14 protein-coding genes are annotated in these 16,335 nt (G+C 63.3%); all 14 read right to left on the reverse strand.

All coding sequences use genetic code 11. The features are described 5' to 3' along the window. Positions 1–2: 2 nt before the first annotated feature. Positions 3–515, reverse strand: coding sequence for a GNAT family N-acetyltransferase (locus BOP93_RS02840; protein ID WP_104501478.1), 513 nt, complete (start codon positions 513–515; stop codon positions 3–5). Positions 516–524: 9 nt separating this feature from the next. Then, positions 525–827: an urease subunit gamma gene (ureA, locus tag BOP93_RS02845; RefSeq protein WP_104501479.1), complete on the reverse strand. Its 303-nt coding sequence runs from the start codon at positions 825–827 to the stop codon at positions 525–527. A gap of 144 nt (positions 828–971) precedes the next feature. Beyond that, positions 972–1,811: an urease accessory protein UreD gene (locus BOP93_RS02850; RefSeq protein WP_104501480.1), complete on the reverse strand. Its 840-nt coding sequence runs from the start codon at positions 1,809–1,811 to the stop codon at positions 972–974. Positions 1,812–1,842: 31 nt separating this feature from the next. Further along, positions 1,843–2,541, reverse strand: a complete 699-nt coding sequence (urtE, locus tag BOP93_RS02855) for an urea ABC transporter ATP-binding subunit UrtE (protein WP_104501481.1) — start codon at positions 2,539–2,541, stop codon at positions 1,843–1,845. A gap of 133 nt (positions 2,542–2,674) precedes the next feature. Beyond that, complete coding sequence (gene urtD, locus BOP93_RS02860; RefSeq protein ID WP_205885787.1) at positions 2,675–3,508, reverse strand: urea ABC transporter ATP-binding protein UrtD; 834 nt, start codon at positions 3,506–3,508, stop codon at positions 2,675–2,677. Next, positions 3,505–4,572: an urea ABC transporter permease subunit UrtC gene (gene urtC, locus BOP93_RS02865; protein WP_104501483.1), complete on the reverse strand. Its 1,068-nt coding sequence runs from the start codon at positions 4,570–4,572 to the stop codon at positions 3,505–3,507. The genes urtD and urtC overlap by 4 nt, the downstream gene beginning before the upstream one ends. After that, the gene (gene urtB, locus BOP93_RS02870; RefSeq protein ID WP_104501484.1) at positions 4,572–6,074 is read right to left on the reverse strand and encodes an urea ABC transporter permease subunit UrtB; all 1,503 of its coding nucleotides are present in this window, start codon (positions 6,072–6,074) and stop codon (positions 4,572–4,574) included. Before urtB ends, urtC begins: the two co-directional genes overlap by 1 nt. A gap of 138 nt (positions 6,075–6,212) precedes the next feature. Further along, complete coding sequence (gene urtA / locus BOP93_RS02875; protein WP_065894564.1) at positions 6,213–7,478, reverse strand: urea ABC transporter substrate-binding protein; 1,266 nt, start codon at positions 7,476–7,478, stop codon at positions 6,213–6,215. A 183-nt stretch (positions 7,479–7,661) separates the two neighbouring features. Further along, on the reverse strand, positions 7,662–8,672 hold the full coding sequence (locus BOP93_RS02880) for a FecCD family ABC transporter permease (protein ID WP_104501485.1): 1,011 nt from the start codon (positions 8,670–8,672) through the stop codon (positions 7,662–7,664). Beyond that, positions 8,669–9,616, reverse strand: coding sequence for an ABC transporter substrate-binding protein (locus tag BOP93_RS02885; protein WP_104501486.1), 948 nt, complete (start codon positions 9,614–9,616; stop codon positions 8,669–8,671). The genes BOP93_RS02880 and BOP93_RS02885 overlap by 4 nt, the downstream gene beginning before the upstream one ends. After that, positions 9,613–10,401: an ABC transporter ATP-binding protein gene (locus BOP93_RS02890; RefSeq protein WP_065894568.1), complete on the reverse strand. Its 789-nt coding sequence runs from the start codon at positions 10,399–10,401 to the stop codon at positions 9,613–9,615. The genes BOP93_RS02885 and BOP93_RS02890 overlap by 4 nt, the downstream gene beginning before the upstream one ends. Further along, positions 10,401–12,509, reverse strand: coding sequence for a TonB-dependent receptor (locus BOP93_RS02895; RefSeq protein WP_104501487.1), 2,109 nt, complete (start codon positions 12,507–12,509; stop codon positions 10,401–10,403). The genes BOP93_RS02890 and BOP93_RS02895 overlap by 1 nt, the downstream gene beginning before the upstream one ends. Positions 12,510–12,667: 158 nt before the next feature. Further along, complete coding sequence (locus BOP93_RS02900) at positions 12,668–14,047, reverse strand: PepSY-associated TM helix domain-containing protein (RefSeq protein WP_104501488.1); 1,380 nt, start codon at positions 14,045–14,047, stop codon at positions 12,668–12,670. Between the two features lie 139 nt (positions 14,048–14,186). Beyond that, complete coding sequence (locus BOP93_RS02905) at positions 14,187–16,247, reverse strand: TonB-dependent copper receptor (protein ID WP_104501489.1); 2,061 nt, start codon at positions 16,245–16,247, stop codon at positions 14,187–14,189. Between the last annotated feature and the right edge of the window lie 88 nt (positions 16,248–16,335).

Genomic DNA, 16,335 nt, shown 5'->3' on the forward strand with positions numbered 1-16,335 from the left:
TCTCACTCCTTGGGCGGTTTGGCGCCCTGATTCAACGTCAGTTGCATAAAGGTCAGGTCCAGCCAGCGGCCGAACTTGATGCCCACTTGGGGCATCTGCCCGGTGGTGATGAAACCCAGGCGTTCATGCAGGCGGATCGAGGCCAGGTTGCCGCTTTCAATGGCCGCGACCATCACGTGCTTGCCGCGGCTGCGGGCGCGCTCGATCAGGGCCTGCATCAACTGCGGGCCGAGGCCTTTGCCGCGCTGGTCATTGCGCACGTACACCGAGTGTTCGACGCTGTAGCGAAAGCCCTCGAAGGGGCGCCAGTCGCCGAACGAGGCGTAGCCGGTGACTTCATCGTTTTCCGCCGCCACCAGGATCGGGTACTGCTGCGCCTGGCGTGCGCTGAACCAGGCCTGGCGGTTGGCCAGGTCGACCGGTTGCTCGTTCCAGATTGCCGTGGTGTTGAGCACCGCGTCGTTGTAGATAGCGCGGATCGCCGGCAGGTCGTGTTCGGTTGCATCACGAATCATCGCTGCACCTTACGCAATGGGTTGATGAACGGTGACCAGCTTGGTGCCGTCCGGGAAGGTGGCCTCCACCTGGATATCCGGGATCATTTCCGGGATGCCTTCCATCACCTGTTCGCGGTTGAGCAGGGTGGTGCCGTAGTGCATCAGGTCGGCCACGGTGCGGCCATCGCGGGCGCCTTCCATCAGGGCGGCGGAGATATAGGCGATGGTTTCCGGGTAGTTGAGCTTCACACCGCGCGCCAGTCGCCGTTCGGCGACCAGGCCTGCGGTGAAGATCAGCAGCTTGTCTTTTTCCCGTGGGGTCAGGTCCATGGTTCAAGGTCCTTTAAATGCATTCTTAAATACAATGAAGATCAAGTGTGGGAGGGGGCTTGCCCCCGATTGTGGTGTGTCAGGCACTGCATCTGTTACTGACCCACCGCCATCGGGGGCAAGCCCCCTCCCACATTTTGATCTTCATGTGCTCCAGATTCGTGGTGCGACTGCTTCGCGGCCCAGCAGCGCCGGGCGTAACAACCGCCATAAATCAATCAACCACCCTCGCGCCAGCAGCGCTTCACTGGCAAGGCAACGCGCCACCAGCAACCCGGGCAATTGGGTCAGGTCGCCGCGCACCGCGTGTGGCAGTGAGCGGCAGTGTTCGAGCAATTGGGGATCGATCTCACCGGTCACCAGCAACGTGGCGAACACCGGTTGCCCGTCCAACCCGATGGGCGAATCCAGCAAGCCATCGGCGCCCACAATGCGCTGGCGCTCATGCCAGAGCAACTGGCCGTCGCGGCGGATATCCAGGTGCGATTGAAAGTGGCCGAGGTCGAAGCGCTCGTCACTGGCGGGGCGTCCGAGGGCGACCACATCCCAGTAAAACAGCCGGGCATCGCCTTGCAGGTCGATGCGCGTGGTGAGTTCGGCCTGGGCGGCGCTGAACACGATGGTTTCCTGTGGCAGCCATTCCAGCGTCGCGCCGGCCTCGACGGTCAACTCGACGTGCTGAAATGCCGGGCCGCCGGCGCGGTACCACTTGGCTGCGCCGGGGCTGGTCAACTGCGCCCAGGCATCGGCGCCGACGTGGGCGCTGATGTCCAGGCGATCGCCACCGGCAATCCCGCCGGGCGGGTGCACGATGATGTGCTGGCACACCTCGGGGCCTTCGGCGTACAGGTGCTTTTGCACCCGCAGCGGGCCAAGGTGGCGGCGCATGACCGGGCGCGTGGTGTCGCCGAAACGCGCATAGCCCAGTTCCAGCTCGGCGTGCCAGCTGGGGGTGAACAGGGCAGGGGAAACGGGCAGGTTCATGGCGCAGTGCTTATCGTCAGGAGGCTACAGATTAGATGGTTACGAGACCGCGTACACCCTCGCTTTCCATATTTTCACCACGACCCTGCTGCACGATCTCGCCGCGTGACATCACCAGGTACTGGTCGGCCAGTTCGGCGGCAAAATCATAGAACTGCTCCACCAGCAGGATCGCCATATCGCCACGGGCGGCGAGTTGCTTGATGACGGCGCCGATTTCCTTGATCACTGATGGCTGGATACCTTCGGTGGGTTCGTCGAGGATCAACAGGCGCGGACGGCTGGCCAGGGCGCGGCCGATCGCCAACTGCTGCTGCTGGCCACCGGACAAGTCGCCGCCGCGGCGATGCTTCATTTGCAGCAGTACCGGAAACAGTTCGTAGATGAAGGCGGGCACTTCCCTGGCTTGCGAGCCGGGGAAGCGCGACAGGCCCATCAGCAGGTTTTCTTCCACGGTCAGGCGCGCGAAAATCTCGCGTCCTTGCGGCACATAAGCGATCCCGGCATGCACACGCTGATGCGGCTTGAAACCGGTAATGGTCTTGCCTTCCCAGTTCACTGCGCCTTCCTTGGCCGGCAGCAGGCCCATCAGGCACTTGAGCAGGGTGGTCTTGCCCACGCCGTTGCGCCCGAGCAGGCAGGTGACTTCGCCGATCTTCACATCGAAGGACAGCCCGCGCAGGATGTGGCTACCGCCGTAGTATTGGTGCAGCTTGTCGACTTGCAGCATTCCAAAAACCTCCTCAATCCCCTGTAGGAGCGAGCTTGCTCGCGAAAAACCTGAGGGCACCGCGTGCATTCAGAATGCCCGCGCTATCGTTGACGATCTTCGCGAGCAAGCTCGCTCCTACAGGAAAACCACCTTAGCGACCGAGGTAAACCTCGATCACCCGCTCATTTTCCTGCACCTGTTCCAGCGACCCTTCGGCCAATACGCTGCCCTGGTGCAACACGGTGACGTGGTCGGCAATCGAGCCGACAAAGCCCATGTCGTGCTCCACCACCATCAACGAATGCTTGCCGGCCAGGCGCTTGAACAGTTCAGCGGTGAATTCGGTTTCGGCGTCGGTCATGCCCGCCACCGGTTCATCCAGCAGCAACAGTTGCGGGTCCTGCATCAGCAGCATGCCGATTTCGAGGAACTGCTTCTGGCCGTGGGACAGCAAACCGGCGGGCCGATGCACCGAGGCGGTGAGGCGGATGGTGTCGAGCACTTCATCGATGCGGTCTTTCTGCTCGCCACTCAGGCGTGCGCGCAGGCTGGCCCACACCGACTTGTCGGTCTTCTGCGCCAGCTCCAGGTTTTCGAACACGCTCAACGCCTCGAACACGGTCGGCTTCTGGAACTTGCGACCGATGCCGGCCTGGGCGATCTGCACCTCGCTCATGCCGGTCAAGTCCAGGGTTTCGCCGAACCAGGCGTTGCCGTGGTTGGGCCGGGTCTTGCCGGTGATCACGTCCATCAGCGTGGTCTTGCCCGCGCCGTTGGGGCCGATGATGCAGCGCAGTTCACCGACGCCGATGTAGAGGTTGAGGTCGTTGAGCGCCTTGAAACCATCGAAGCTGACGCTGATGTCTTCCAGGGTCAGGATGGTGCCGTGGCGCGTATTCAGGCCCTTGCCGGCCGCCTGGCCGATACCGATCGCATCGCGGCCGCTGCCTGCGTCGAAAATAGGTTCAAGCATGACGTTCCTCATTTCTTCAACAGGCCGATAACGCCCTTGGGCAGGTACAGCGTGACGATGATGAACAGCGCCCCGAGGAAGAACAGCCAGTACTCAGGGAACGCCACGGTGAACCAGCTCTTCATGCCGTTCACCACCCCGGCGCCGAGCAGTGGGCCGATCAGCGTGCCACGCCCGCCCAGCGCCACCCACACGGCGGCTTCGATGGAGTTGGTCGGCGACATTTCGCCGGGGTTGATGATGCCCACCTGCGGCACATACAACGCGCCCGCCAAACCACACAGCACCGCGCTCAGCACCCACACGAACAGCTTGAAGCCACGCGGGTCATAGCCGCAGAACATCAGGCGGTTTTCCGCGTCACGCAGTGCGGTGAGCACGCGGCCGAATTTGCTGCGCGCCAGGCGCCAGCCGATGTACAGGCTGGCCACCAGCAGCAGTACCGTGGCCACGAACAACACCGCCCGCGTGCCAGGTTCAGTGATGCCAAAGCCGAGGATGCTGCGGAAATTGGTAAAGCCGTTATTGCCGCCAAACCCGGTTTCATTGCGAAAGAACAACAGCATCCCGGCAAAGGTCAGGGCCTGGGTCATGATCGAGAAATACACGCCCTTGATCCGTGAGCGGAAAGCGAAGAAGCCGAACACCAGGGCCAGCAAGCCCGGCGCCAGGACCACCAGGCACAGCGCCCACCAGAAGTGTTGAGTGCCCACCCAGTACCAGGGCAATTTGCTCCACGACAGAAACGTCATGAACGCCGGCAACTCATCGCCCGATGCCTGGCGCATCAGGTACATGCCCATGGCATAACCACCGAGGGCGAAGAACAGGCCGTGGCCGAGGGACAACATGCCGGCGTAACCCCACACCAGGTCCAGCGCCAGTGCGACGATGGCATAGCAGAGAATCTTGCCGACCAGGGTCAGGGTATAGGCTGACACATGCAGCGGGTTTTCCGGCGACAGCAGCGAACCCAAGGGCAGAGCCAGCAGCAGCAACAGGATCACCGCGCCCACTGCAATCGTCACCTTGGGGCCGGCCTTTTGCGTGGCCGTTAGCATCAATGGCTGATTCATCAGCCGATCACCCGTCCTTTCAGTGCGAAGAGTCCCTGCGGGCGTTTCTGGATAAACAGAATGATCAGCGCAAGGATCAAAATCTTGCCGAGCACCGCACCGATCTGCGGTTCCAGGATCTTGTTGGCGATCCCCAGGCCAAAGGCCGCCGTCACGCTGCCGGCCAACTGGCCGACACCGCCCAGCACTACCACCAGGAACGAGTCGATAATGTAGCTCTGGCCCAGGTCCGGGCCGACGTTGCCGACCTGGCTCAGCGCCACGCCGCCCAGGCCCGCGATGCCGGAGCCGAGGCCGAAGGCAAGCATGTCCACCCGCCCCGTGGGCACGCCGCAGCAGGCCGCCATGTTGCGGTTCTGGGTGACGGCGCGCACGTTGAGGCCCAGGCGCGTCTTGTTCAGCAGCAGCCAGGTCAACACCACCACGAACAGCGCGAATGCAATGATCACGAGACGGTTGTACGGCAGCACCAGGTTGGGCAGCACTTGAATGCCGCCGGACAACCATTGTGGGTTGGACACTTCAACGTTCTGCGCACCGAACACCAGGCGCACCAACTGAATCAGCATCAGGCTGATGCCCCAGGTGGCGAGCAGGGTTTCCAATGGCCGGCCATACAGATGACGAATCACCGTGCGCTCCAGCGCCATGCCGATGGCGGCGGTGACGAAGAACGCCACCGGCAGGGCGATCAGCGGGTAGAACTCGATGGCCTGGGGCACGTAGCGCTGCATCAGCAACTGCACCACGTAGGTGGAATAGGCGCCGAGCATCAGCATCTCGCCGTGGGCCATATTGATCACGCCAAGCAGGCCGAAGGTGATCGCCAGGCCCAGGGCCGCGAGCAATAGAATCGAGCCCAGCGACATACCGCTGAAGGCCTGGCCGAGGATTTCACCGAACATCAACTTGCGTTTGACCTGGGCCAGGCTGGTTTCGGCGGCGGTATGCACGGCGGCATCGGTTTCGACGCCGGGCGCGAGCAAGGCTTCCAGGCGAGTGCGGGCCAGCGGGTCGCCGGTGCTGCCGAGCAAGCGCACGGCGGCCAGGCGCACCACCGGGTCGGTGTCGACCAATTGCAGGTTGGCCAGGGCCAGGCTGAGGGCGCTGTGCACATCCTCATTGGTCTCGGCGGCGACCTGCTGGTCGAGGAATTTCAGTTGCGCAGGCACTGCGCTTTTTTGCAGGGTACGCGCAGCACTCAAGCGCACCTTGGGGTCGGCGGCGAGCAATTGCTGGCTGGCTTGTACATTGTCGATCAGGCCGCGCAGACGGTTGTTCAGGCGCAGGGTTTTGGTTTCGCCGTTGAGCGTGAGCTGGCCTTGCTGCAGGGCGTCCACCAGCTCGATGCGCGCAGGATCGGGGTTGGCGGCCCACGCCTGGAGGAGTTTGGCTTGCTGCACCGGGTTGGCGGCAAGGAAGTCGTCGGCGTCGCTGGCGTGTGCGGCCAGGGGCAGCAACAACAGCACGGCGAGGATGAAACGGTGGAGGGCAGTGGGCATACAAAAATGTCCTGATCATACGGGGACAGTGTGGGAGGGGGCTTGCCCCCGATGGCAGTGTGTCAGTTGATGAATATAGGTCTGACACTCCGCTATCGGGGGCAAGCCCCCTCCCACATTTTTGACCTGTGGTGGGCTTCAGTTGCTCTTCACCGCATAGTCCGGCTTCTTGTCATTGCCCGGAATGTACGGGCTCCACGGCTGGGCGCGGATCGGCGCTTCGGTCTGCCACACCACCGAGAATTGCCCGTCGGCCTGGATCTCGCCAATCATCACCGGCTTGTGCAGGTGGTGGTTGGTCTTGTCCATGGTCAAGGTGAAGCCCGACGGTGCGGCGAAGGTCTGGCCGGCCAGCGCTTCACGCACTTTGTCGACGTCGGTGGACTTGGCTTTCTCCGCCGCCTGGGCCCACATATGAATGCCCACATAGGTGGCTTCCATCGGGTCGTTGGTCACGGCTTTGTCCGCGCCCGGCAGGTTGTGTTTCTTGGCGTAGGCTTTCCAATCGGCGACGAATTTCTGGTTAACCGGGTTCTCCACCGACTGGAAGTAGTTCCACGCCGCCAGGTTGCCCACCAGCGGCTTGGTGTCGATGCCGCGCAGTTCTTCTTCACCCACGGAGAATGCCACCACCGGTACATCGGTCGCCTTCAGGCCCTGGTTGGCCAGTTCCTTGTAGAACGGCACATTGGAGTCGCCATTCACGGTGGAAATCACTGCGGTCTTGCCGCCGGCGGAGAACTTCTTGATGTTGGCGACGATGGTCTGGTAATCGCTGTGGCCGAACGGGGTGTAGACCTCTTCGATATCCTTGTCCGCCACGCCTTTGGCATGCAGGAACGAGCGCAGGATCTTGTTGGTGGTGCGCGGGTACACGTAGTCGGTGCCGAGCAGGAAGAAACGCTTGGCGCTGCCGCCTTCTTCGCTCATCAGGTATTCCACCGCCGGGATTGCCTGCTGGTTCGGCGCCGCACCGGTATAGAACACGTTCGGCGACATTTCCTCGCCTTCGTATTGCACCGGGTAGAACAGCAAGCCATTGAGTTCTTCGAACACCGGCAATACCGATTTACGCGACACCGAGGTCCAGCAGCCGAACACCACGGCGACCTTGTCCTGGGTCAGCAACTGCCGGCCTTTTTCCGCGAACAGCGGCCAGTTGGACGCCGGGTCCACCACCACCGGTTCGAGCATCTTGCCGTTCACACCGCCCTTGGCGTTGATCTCGTCGATGGTCATCAGCGCCATGTCTTTAAGCGAGGTTTCGGAGATCGCCATGGTCCCGGACAACGAGTGCAGGATGCCGACCTTGATGGTCTCGGCGGCCTGGACGGTCCAGGTCAAGCCCATGGCCGCAATGGATGCCGACAGGGTGAATGCCTTGATCAAACTGCGACGCTTCATAGTGCGATCTCCGTGAACTCAACAAGGGTGTGAGGGACAAGTTGAGCAGGGGATTGCAAGCGCTGTGCCGAGTCGCCAAACCCCATGAAATGCCTGGTTTGCCCACGCTTTTGCAGGCGTGACGCACCAGGAAATGGCAGGCGCAAGTGTCGGTGCGTGGCGGTGCGCTACAACGGGGCGCGCTCAGCGCCTGCGCATCAAGCCGATAAAAAACAGCCCGCCAATCGCTGCCGTCGCCACGCCAATCGGCAGGTCTTCAGGGGCGATCAGCGTGCGTGCCGCGACGTCGACCCATACCAGGAACACACTGCCCAGCAGTACGCACACCGGCAGCAAGCGCCGGTGCTCGGCGCCTACCAGACGCCGGGCGATGTGCGGCACCATCAGGCCGACAAAGCCGATGGAGCCGCTGATCGACACCAGCACGCCGGTCATCAGCGACGCGATCAAAAACACCTTGAGCCGCACGTTGCGTGCGTTCAGGCCCAGGGTCACGGCGGTCTGTTCGCCGGCCATCAGGGCATTGAGCGGGCGCGCCATGCCCGATAGCAGGGCCAACCCAAGCACCACCGTGGCGGCGGGAATCGCCAGCAGTTCCCAGCGCGCCAGGCCCAGGCCGCCGAGCATCCAGAACATCACTGCTGAGGCGGCGCGGTGGTCGCCCATGAACAGCAGCAGGTTGGCCACTGCCATCATCACGAATGACACCGCCACGCCGCACAGCAGCAGGCGATCACTTTCCAGGCGGCCATTGCGACTGGCCACGGCCAGCACCACCAGCATGCTCAGCAGCGCGCCGATGAAGGCCGCAATGGGCAGGGTCAGCAGGCCGATGACTTCGCCCACATGCAGCACCACGATCACCGCGCCGAGGGTGGCGCCGGAGGTCACGCCGAGCAAATGTGGATCGGCCAGCGGGTTACGCGTCACGGCCTGCAACACCGCGCCGATCAACGCCAGCCCGGCGCCCACCAAGGCGCCGAGCAGCATGCGCGGCACGCGGATCAGCCAGACGATATGTTCCTGGCCCGCGCTCCAATTCACTTCACCGATGCCGCACGTCTTGTGCAGCAGGATCCGCCACACCACGTCCACGGGTACCCGCGCCGAGCCGAACCCCAGCGAGATCACGCAAGAGATCAGCAAAAACGCGCCCAGGGCACTCAGCAGCAAGGCGTAGCGACGGTCGATCATTCGCCGTGGAACCCCTTGGCCAGGGCTTGCACCGCCAGCACGTTGTCGATACCCGGCGTGGCCTGCACGTACGGGATCACGATAAAGCGCCGGTTCCTGATGGCGTCCACCGATTGCAGGGCCGGGTTATCCAGCAGGAATTGCTCTTTCTGCTTGGCCGTGATTTCGCTGTAGTCGACGATCACGATCACCTGCGGGTTGCGCTCCACCACGGTTTCCCAGTTGACCCGGGTCCAGCTGGCGTCGACTTCGTCGAGGATATTGCGCCCGCCAGCGGCGTCGATTAACGCGTGTGGCATGCCCAGGCGTCCTGACGTCATGGCGCGGTCTTCGCCGCTGTCGTAAAGAAACACCCGTGGCTTGTCGGCGGGCAGGTCTTTTTGTACCTCGGCCACCTGCGCCTGCATCTGGGCGATCAGCGCGTTGGCACGGTCTTGTACGTCGAAGATCTTGCCCAGGTTGCGCAGGTCGTTATAGGTGTCTTCGAGTGTGGCAGCGGGGCGCTTCATCACGAACGCACACGACTCGGTCAGCTCATACACGTTGATACCCAAGGGTTGCAGGGTGTGCGGCGTGAGGTCGCCGCCCACGCGCATGCCGTAGTCCCAACCGGCGAAGAAGAAATCCACGTTGGCATTGAGCAAGGTTTCCACTGATGGGTACTTGCTCGCCAGCTCCGGCAGGCCGTCGAGGATCGCGGCCATGTCCGGCGGCACTGACTTCCAGCCCGTCACGCCGCTGTAGCCGGCCATGTGTGGCTTGAGGCCCAGGGCGAGCATCATCTGGGTCATGTTGATGTCGTGGCTGACCGCGTGTTGCGGGGCTTGCTGGAAGGTCACGTCGCGGTTGCAGCTCTTGATGGTCAGCGGGTAGTGGGTGGCTTCGGCGAGCGCTTGGGCAGTGGCGAACATCAGGGCGAGAGACAGCAGGGCGCGCAGGATCATGGTTGGGTTATCCAGGTGATTCGGGGGTAGCCGGACAAGGGATGGGTGTCGATCAGGGCTTGGACGCCAAACACGTCGCGCAGCAACGCGGCGGTCAGCACTTCATGGGGCGTACCGCTGGCGACGATGCGCCCATGATGGATCACGTACAGGCGATCACAGAACGCGGCGGCCAGGTTCAGGTCGTGGATGCTCGCCAGGGTGCCGATGTTCAACTGCTTGACCAGCCTTAACAGCTCCAGCTGATAGCGCGGGTCGAGGTGGTTGGTCGGCTCATCGAGGATCAGCAGTTGCGGTTGCTGGGCCAGGGCGCGAGCCAGGATGACGCGCTGCTTTTCACCGCCCGAGAGGGTGGCGAACGCATGGTCTGCGAAACCCTGCATCCCCACCGACTGCAGTGCGTTGCGGATCAGTTGCTGGTCGTGCTGGGTGTCGCTGTCGAACAAACCCTTGTGGGGCGTGCGGCCCATGGCGACCACTTCATCCACGCGCAAGCCGAACGCGTCGGGGAATTCCTGCAGCACCACCGCGATGCGTCGCGCACACCACTTGGCGCTTTGCTTCCAGACGTTCTGGTGCTCAAGCATTACCTCGCCGCGCTCCGGCCGGGTGAATCGATAGGCGCAACGCAACAGGCTGGTCTTGCCGCTGCCGTTAGGCCCGATCAGGCCGACAAACTCCCCGGCAGCGACCTGCAGGCCGGCGTCACGCAGTTGGAACCGGTGAAGGCAGTGGTCGTGGCCGGGTGGAGTCCAGGCCAGGTCGGTGAGGGTGAGCGAGGTCATTAAAAGGTATAGTCGGCAGTAATGAACATGGAACGAGGTACACCCAGAATCCACTGCTGCCCATCGTTGTACTGGCTGACTGCGTAAGTGCGATCGAACAGGTTGTTGAGTTGCAGGCCCAGTGTGGTGTTGCGCATGGCGTTCCACGACAGCGTTGCATCGACCACGGTGTAGCTCGGCAACTCGTTCTGGTTGGCCATGTCGGCATACCGTGCATCGACATAACGCACACCGGCACCGGCACGCACGTTGTCGGTCACGGCCTTGCTCAGCCACAGGTTGGCGGTGCGGCGCGGCACGTCCACTGGGCGGTTGCCGTCGCGCGACACCTGCACGCCGCCGACGTCCTGTTTGAAGTTGTCGTACTGCGCTCGCACGATGGCGGCGTTGGCTTGCAACTGCCAGGCGTGAGGCAGTTGCAGGTCGAGGCTGGCCTCCAGGCCGTTGGAAGATTGTTGGCCGACTTGCTGTTTGAACCCCGGGACGCCCGGCACGTCCGTCAGCAGCTTATCCTTGACGATGTGGTAGGCCGCCAGGGTCCATTCACCCCGTGCGTCCCAGAATGCTTGCTTGATACCGACCTCGGTCTGCCTGGCGCTGGACAGGTCGAACTGCTGCTGGCTCGGGCTCAGGGAAATCAACCCGCCGACGCCGTCGGTGCTGGTGGCGTACTGGCCGTAGACCGAAGTCTGCGGGGTGATCGCGTAGACCAGGCCGGCTTTCCAGTTATTGCCGGTGAGGGTTTTGTCGGATTGGCCACCGGTGCGCAGATCGTCGCGGTCGATGTGCGCGTAGTCGCGGCGGACGCCGGTGACCAGCGCGAGTTTATCCGTGAGTTGCAGGCGGTTTTCCGCGAAGCCGGCCACCGTCCTGGTGGTGGTGGCGAACACCGGTTTGAACGGGTCCTGGCTGGCAAATGGCGCAGGCGCCGGGTGATACAGGTCGACGGGTTGGCCGGTTTGCGCCACGTCATTAAACGGCGTGTTGCTCGCCAGGCGGAAGCGGATGCGGTTGTATTCCACGCCTGCCACGGTCTGGCTGTCGAGGCCGAACAGGGTGTGCTTGAAGGTGAAGGTCTGGCGGTCGCCCACCTGTTCCTGATCGTGCTTGATCCCGAAGTTGCCGCTGCGGGTCAGTTGGCCGTTGGTGAAGTTGTAGTTCTCGGCGTTCTGCCAGCGACGCTGGTTTTTCAGGTAGTACAGCTCGTTGGTGGCGCTGACGTTATCGCTCGGTTGCCACTCGCTGGTCAGGCGTGTCCACTGGTCGTTGTAGTGCTGGGTGTCGTTGCTGACGTTGTAGTTCTTGTCGCGCAGGCCCTTGTGCAACTGGCCGTTGATCAGGGGCGTGCCGAAGTAGTTTTGTGGGCGCTGGTCGCCGTAGTCACTGGCCAGGGTGAAGCTCAGGTTGTCGGCCGCCTGCCAGCGCAGGGCGCCGCTGATGAAGTCGCTGCTGGCGTCGCCACGGTCGATGAAACCGTTGCTGCGCAGGCGGTTGAGGTTCAGGCGGTAGCTCAGGGTATCGGTCAGTGAGCCGCCACTGTCCAGGGCTTGTTGCTGGCGGTCGTAGGAACCGTAGCCGAGGCGGATGCGGTTTTCGATCGCGCCCGTGAAAGGCTTTTTCGGGACCGTATTGACCACCGCGCCGGTAGCGCCTTCGCCGTACAGCACCGAGGCCGGGCCACGCAGCACGTCCACCCGTTCCACTGCCCAGGTGTCCACCGGGAAGGTCGAGGTGCCCATGCCGGTGTACATGCGGTTACCGTCGTACAGTTGCATCACCGAGCTTTGGCCGGTAAAGCCACGGGCCTGCAGCGAGGTGCCACCGTCGCCCGGGGTGCCGGTGCGGGTGATGCCGGTGGCGCGGGAGATGGCGTCCTGCACGCTGGCGTCGCCACGTGCTCGGATCTGCGCGCCGGTCTGGCTTTCTACGCTGCCGGGAGTTTGCAGCGCCGTCAGGTTCAGGCGCGAACCGGCGGTAGTCGGCGTATTGAGCTCGACACGTTCGTTATCGACTGCCGGTGCCGTGATGGCGCTCTCGGGCAGGGTCATGGCCTGGGCGTTGGTATGCAGGGCGAGCAGGCACAGGCCGCACGCTAGAGAGTTGTTCATCGGTCGATTCAATCGCTTCTTGAAGGGGGGCTCGCCGCAGGGCGCGGCGAGCAACGATAACGCAGAAAGTGTTATAAGTTAACACTTATTGGCTGCGCGACAACAGTCGCGCAAGGCTACACAAGCCCGCAGCGTCGGGCATCTCGCCTGTTTCATGCTTAACCTGAGGCAGATTCACCTTGGGCAAAAAAGCGTGACAGCACCAGGCGATCCAGCGCCCACACCAGAATCAACGATGTGCCCACCAACGGGAAAATGATCGCCAGCGCGAGCATGATCACCATCGCGGTTTTCCACTTCGGCACGTCATGACGCAGCGGCGGCACACCCAGCCCGCCCTGTGGCCGACGCTTCCACCAGATCACCACGCCACTCACCGCACTGAGCAGAATCATCAGGCAGATCACCAGCACGATCAGTTGGTTGATCCAGCCGAACATCTTGCCTTCGTGCAACATCACGCCGGTCTCGGTGGCGCGTGCGACCAGGTTGTAATGCGCCCAACGCACATCGGCCAGGACCTTGCCGGTGTACTGGTCCACATGCAGGGTGGCGTCATTGCGCGGGTCGTTGGCGAACACCGCGACGGTGAATACCCCCGTGGCGGTGGTGGGGAAGGTGATGCTGTAGCCGGGCTCGACCCTGCGCGCATTGGCCAGGTCGACCACCTGTTGCAGGCGCACGGTCGGCGTGGCGGGGCCTGCATGCATGGCGCCGTGGTTCATGTGTTCGGCGTGGTCGCCGGACATCGGCATCGGCGTGTTTTCCAGGGCCCAGGGCACGGTCTGTTGGGTGGCCGTGTTGAGCACGCGTGCCTGCTGGTCGGACTGCGGCACGTTGTTCCACATCGCCGCCGGAAAAGTGTTCCACAGCGCGGCGTATTGCTTGCCCCAGAAGCCCGTCCAGGTCATGCCGCTGAGCAGCATCACCAGCAAAAACGCTGCGCCCCAGAAACCGGCGACGGCGTGCAGGTCGCGCCAGAACACGCGGCCACGGCGGTTGAGTCGGGGCCACAATACGCCGGCCGATGACTTGCCGCGCGGCCACCACAGGTACAGGCCGGACACCACCAGCATTACGCCCCAGCCGGCGGCGAGCTCTATCAGGCGATCACCGGTGGTGCCGATCATCAACTCGCCGTGCAGGGCGCGGGCGATGGCTTGCAGGTTGTATTTGGCGTCCTGCTCACCCAGGACGGTGCCGCGATACGGGTCGACGAATACGCTGATTTCGCGGCCCTGGTTATGCATCACAAACTGTGCGCTGCTGGTGGCATCGGCGGGCGGCAGGTACTTGCTGATCGCAGCCTGGGGGTAGGCGGCTCTGGCGCGTTGCACCTGCTCGTCGGCGCTCAGCGCGTGTTCGGCGGCGGGAACGCTGAGCAGGTGGCCGTACAGCAATGGGTCGAGCTGGGGTTTGAACAGGTAGATGATGCCGGTCAGGGCCAGCAGCACCATGAAGGGGGCGACGAAGAGGCCGGCGTAGAAGTGCCAGCGCCAGGCCAGGTTGTAGAAGGAAACTTTTTGTTGAGTGCTCATCAGGGCTCCGCAAGGCTTTTGATTTTTTGTGTCAGTTACACCGCTATCGGGGGCAAGCCCCCTCCCACATTGGATTGGGTTCACATAGTTGGATTTGGGAACCCGGTCAAGTGTGGGAGGGGGCTTGCCCCCGATGCTGTTAGAAGCTCATATCCACCTTGGTCCAGAGCGTACGCCCCGGTTCCTTGATGGCCTGCGGGTCGCTTGCCAGGTAACCGAACCCGGCATTCCCCGCCAGGTTCAAATGCTCGGCGTATGCCTTGCCAAACAGGTTGTCGACCCCGCTGCTAACCTTGAAGTGCTTATTGATGCGGTACGCGGCGTTGAGCGAGAACACGCCAAAACCGCCGCTTGTGTCGTAGTCCTTGCCGACCACGTTGCCCTTGTTCGGGTCGATGCGGTTCTGCGCCGCGACCACCCGCCACAACGCGCCGGCACTCCAATCGTCCTGGCTGTAGGTCAGGCCCAGGCGCGCATCCAGCGGCGGCATCTGCGGCAGGGCGTTGCCGTCGCTGCTGTTCTTGCCCCAGGCGTAGGCCAGGCTGGCATCGGCTTTCCAGTGAGTGGTCAGCTTGTACGCCGCGCCCAGTTCACCGCCCATGATGCGTGCGTCGACATTGCGCGCCTGGGAGGTGGTGCCCATCATCCCGGGCCGGTAGTCGAACAGGATGAAGTCGCGCACCTGGCCGACATAAGCCGAGGCCCAGGCGTCAAGGTTGGCGGTTTTGTATTGCGCGCCAACATCCAGCTGGGTGGTCTTCTCCGGCTTAACGCCGTCGAAGGCATTCACCGAGCCGGCCGCGCCGGTGTTGGGGGAGAACAGTTCCCAGTAGTCCGGGAAGCGTTCAGCGTGACCCAGACCCGCATAAACGGTAGTGGGCGTGTCCGCAAGATCATGCTCAAAGCGCACGAAGCCCGAGGGCAAGGTGTCTGCGCGGGTGGCGTCGGCGGTGGGGTTGGCGCGGCTCATCATTGCCGAGCCGGTGCGTTGGCGAAAATCCCTGGCCGAGGCGCGGTCCAGGCGGGCGCCGGTGATCAGGCGGTCAGTGTCGGCGGCGTACCAGGTCAGTTCACCGAACACGCCGTAGTTGTGAAAGTCGGCGTCCTTGCTGCGCGGCAGGTCCTTGTAGGTGTCGATGCCCATGCTGCTGCGCGCGCGGTGTTCGTTGGTCTGTGCGTCCAGGCCGCCGATCAGTTGCACATCGGCCCAGCGCCAGGTCGCCTTGATCCGCCCACCGAGGGTGCGCCGGTCGACGTTGGAGGCCATGGGCCCGGCCATCATGCCGGTGCCCGAGGGGACGCGCAGGCTGTAGTTGTCCATGACGTGGTCGGCGTAGTTGTAGTAGACCTGGGCCTCGACCTTGTCCAGCACCTCGCCGATGTTGGATTTTTCCATGCGCAGGCCGAGGCTTTCGCGCAGGAACTGCGAGCCGTCCATGCCGCGCCCGGCATAGCGCGCTTCGCCATCGCCACGGCCGGCGGTGAGTTCCAGCAGGGTATCGGCGTCGGGGGTGAAACCGACGGCCACGTCGCCATTCCACTTGTCATAACGCGAGGCCACGCGGTCGTTGTTGCCGTCCTTGTAGTCGTCGGCATGGGCCTGGTTGCCGATCACCCGCACATAGCCCAACGGCCCTCCGGCAGCGGCATCGATGACCTTGTCGAAACGCCCGTTGGAGCCGGCCAGCACACTGGCATTGACCCGGGTACCCAGCTCGCCGAACTGCTCGGGCTCGCGCTCGAACAGGATCGTACCGGCTGACGCGCCGGGGCCCCAGAGCACGGTTTGCGGGCCTTTGATCACGGTGAGCTTGTCGTAGGTTTCCGGCGAGATATACGAGGTGGGCGCATCCATGCGGCCCGGGCAGGCGCCGAGCAGCCTGCCGCCGTTGGTAAGGATATTCAGGCGCGAACCGAACATGCCGCGCAATACCGGGTCACCGTTGGTGCCGCCGTTGCGCACCAGGGCGAAGCCTGGGATGGTCTTGAGGTAATCGCCGCCATCGCTGGCGGGCACCGGCTGGCGTGGATCCTTGGGTTGGGTGACAACGGTGAGCGGCGAGCTGGGGGCGATCGCGGTGACGACCGTGGGGCTCAGCTCGTGTTCGTCAGCATGGGCGTGTGGCGCAAGCAGCGCGCCGCACAGAACGGCGAAAACCGGGGCAGCGCCCAATCGGGTGTCAGCAGAAAACCTGGACATGAAAAATTCCATCAATCAGTCGTAAACAACACGGCCAGCAGCCTGCGGCTGTCTGTTTGAAGTCGGCCGGGGTGAAGTAGCGCGGTGA

Origin of the sequence: Pseudomonas orientalis, from assembly GCF_002934065.1 — a bacterium.
Taxonomy (GTDB): Bacteria; Pseudomonadota; Gammaproteobacteria; order Pseudomonadales; family Pseudomonadaceae; genus Aquipseudomonas; species Aquipseudomonas orientalis_A.

What these genes read in the sequence shown, in the direction of transcription:
- BOP93_RS02840 (WP_104501478.1), bottom strand. Translation starts at nt 515, where the DNA reads ATGATTCGTGATGCAACCGAACACGACCTGCCGGCGATCCGCGCTATC.
- ureA (WP_104501479.1), bottom strand. Translation starts at nt 827, where the DNA reads ATGGACCTGACCCCACGGGAAAAAGACAAGCTGCTGATCTTCACCGCA.
- BOP93_RS02850 (WP_104501480.1), bottom strand. Translation starts at nt 1,811, where the DNA reads ATGAACCTGCCCGTTTCCCCTGCCCTGTTCACCCCCAGCTGGCACGCC.
- urtE (WP_104501481.1), bottom strand. Translation starts at nt 2,541, where the DNA reads ATGCTGCAAGTCGACAAGCTGCACCAATACTACGGCGGTAGCCACATC.
- urtD (WP_205885787.1), bottom strand. Translation starts at nt 3,508, where the DNA reads ATGAGGAACGTCATGCTTGAACCTATTTTCGACGCAGGCAGCGGCCGC.
- urtC (WP_104501483.1), bottom strand. Translation starts at nt 4,572, where the DNA reads ATGAATCAGCCATTGATGCTAACGGCCACGCAAAAGGCCGGCCCCAAG.
- urtB (WP_104501484.1), bottom strand. Translation starts at nt 6,074, where the DNA reads ATGCCCACTGCCCTCCACCGTTTCATCCTCGCCGTGCTGTTGTTGCTG.
- urtA (WP_065894564.1), bottom strand. Translation starts at nt 7,478, where the DNA reads ATGAAGCGTCGCAGTTTGATCAAGGCATTCACCCTGTCGGCATCCATT.
- BOP93_RS02880 (WP_104501485.1), bottom strand. Translation starts at nt 8,672, where the DNA reads ATGATCGACCGTCGCTACGCCTTGCTGCTGAGTGCCCTGGGCGCGTTT.
- BOP93_RS02885 (WP_104501486.1), bottom strand. Translation starts at nt 9,616, where the DNA reads ATGATCCTGCGCGCCCTGCTGTCTCTCGCCCTGATGTTCGCCACTGCC.
- BOP93_RS02890 (WP_065894568.1), bottom strand. Translation starts at nt 10,401, where the DNA reads ATGACCTCGCTCACCCTCACCGACCTGGCCTGGACTCCACCCGGCCAC.
- BOP93_RS02895 (WP_104501487.1), bottom strand. Translation starts at nt 12,509, where the DNA reads ATGAACAACTCTCTAGCGTGCGGCCTGTGCCTGCTCGCCCTGCATACC.
- BOP93_RS02900 (WP_104501488.1), bottom strand. Translation starts at nt 14,047, where the DNA reads ATGAGCACTCAACAAAAAGTTTCCTTCTACAACCTGGCCTGGCGCTGG.
- BOP93_RS02905 (WP_104501489.1), bottom strand. Translation starts at nt 16,247, where the DNA reads ATGTCCAGGTTTTCTGCTGACACCCGATTGGGCGCTGCCCCGGTTTTC.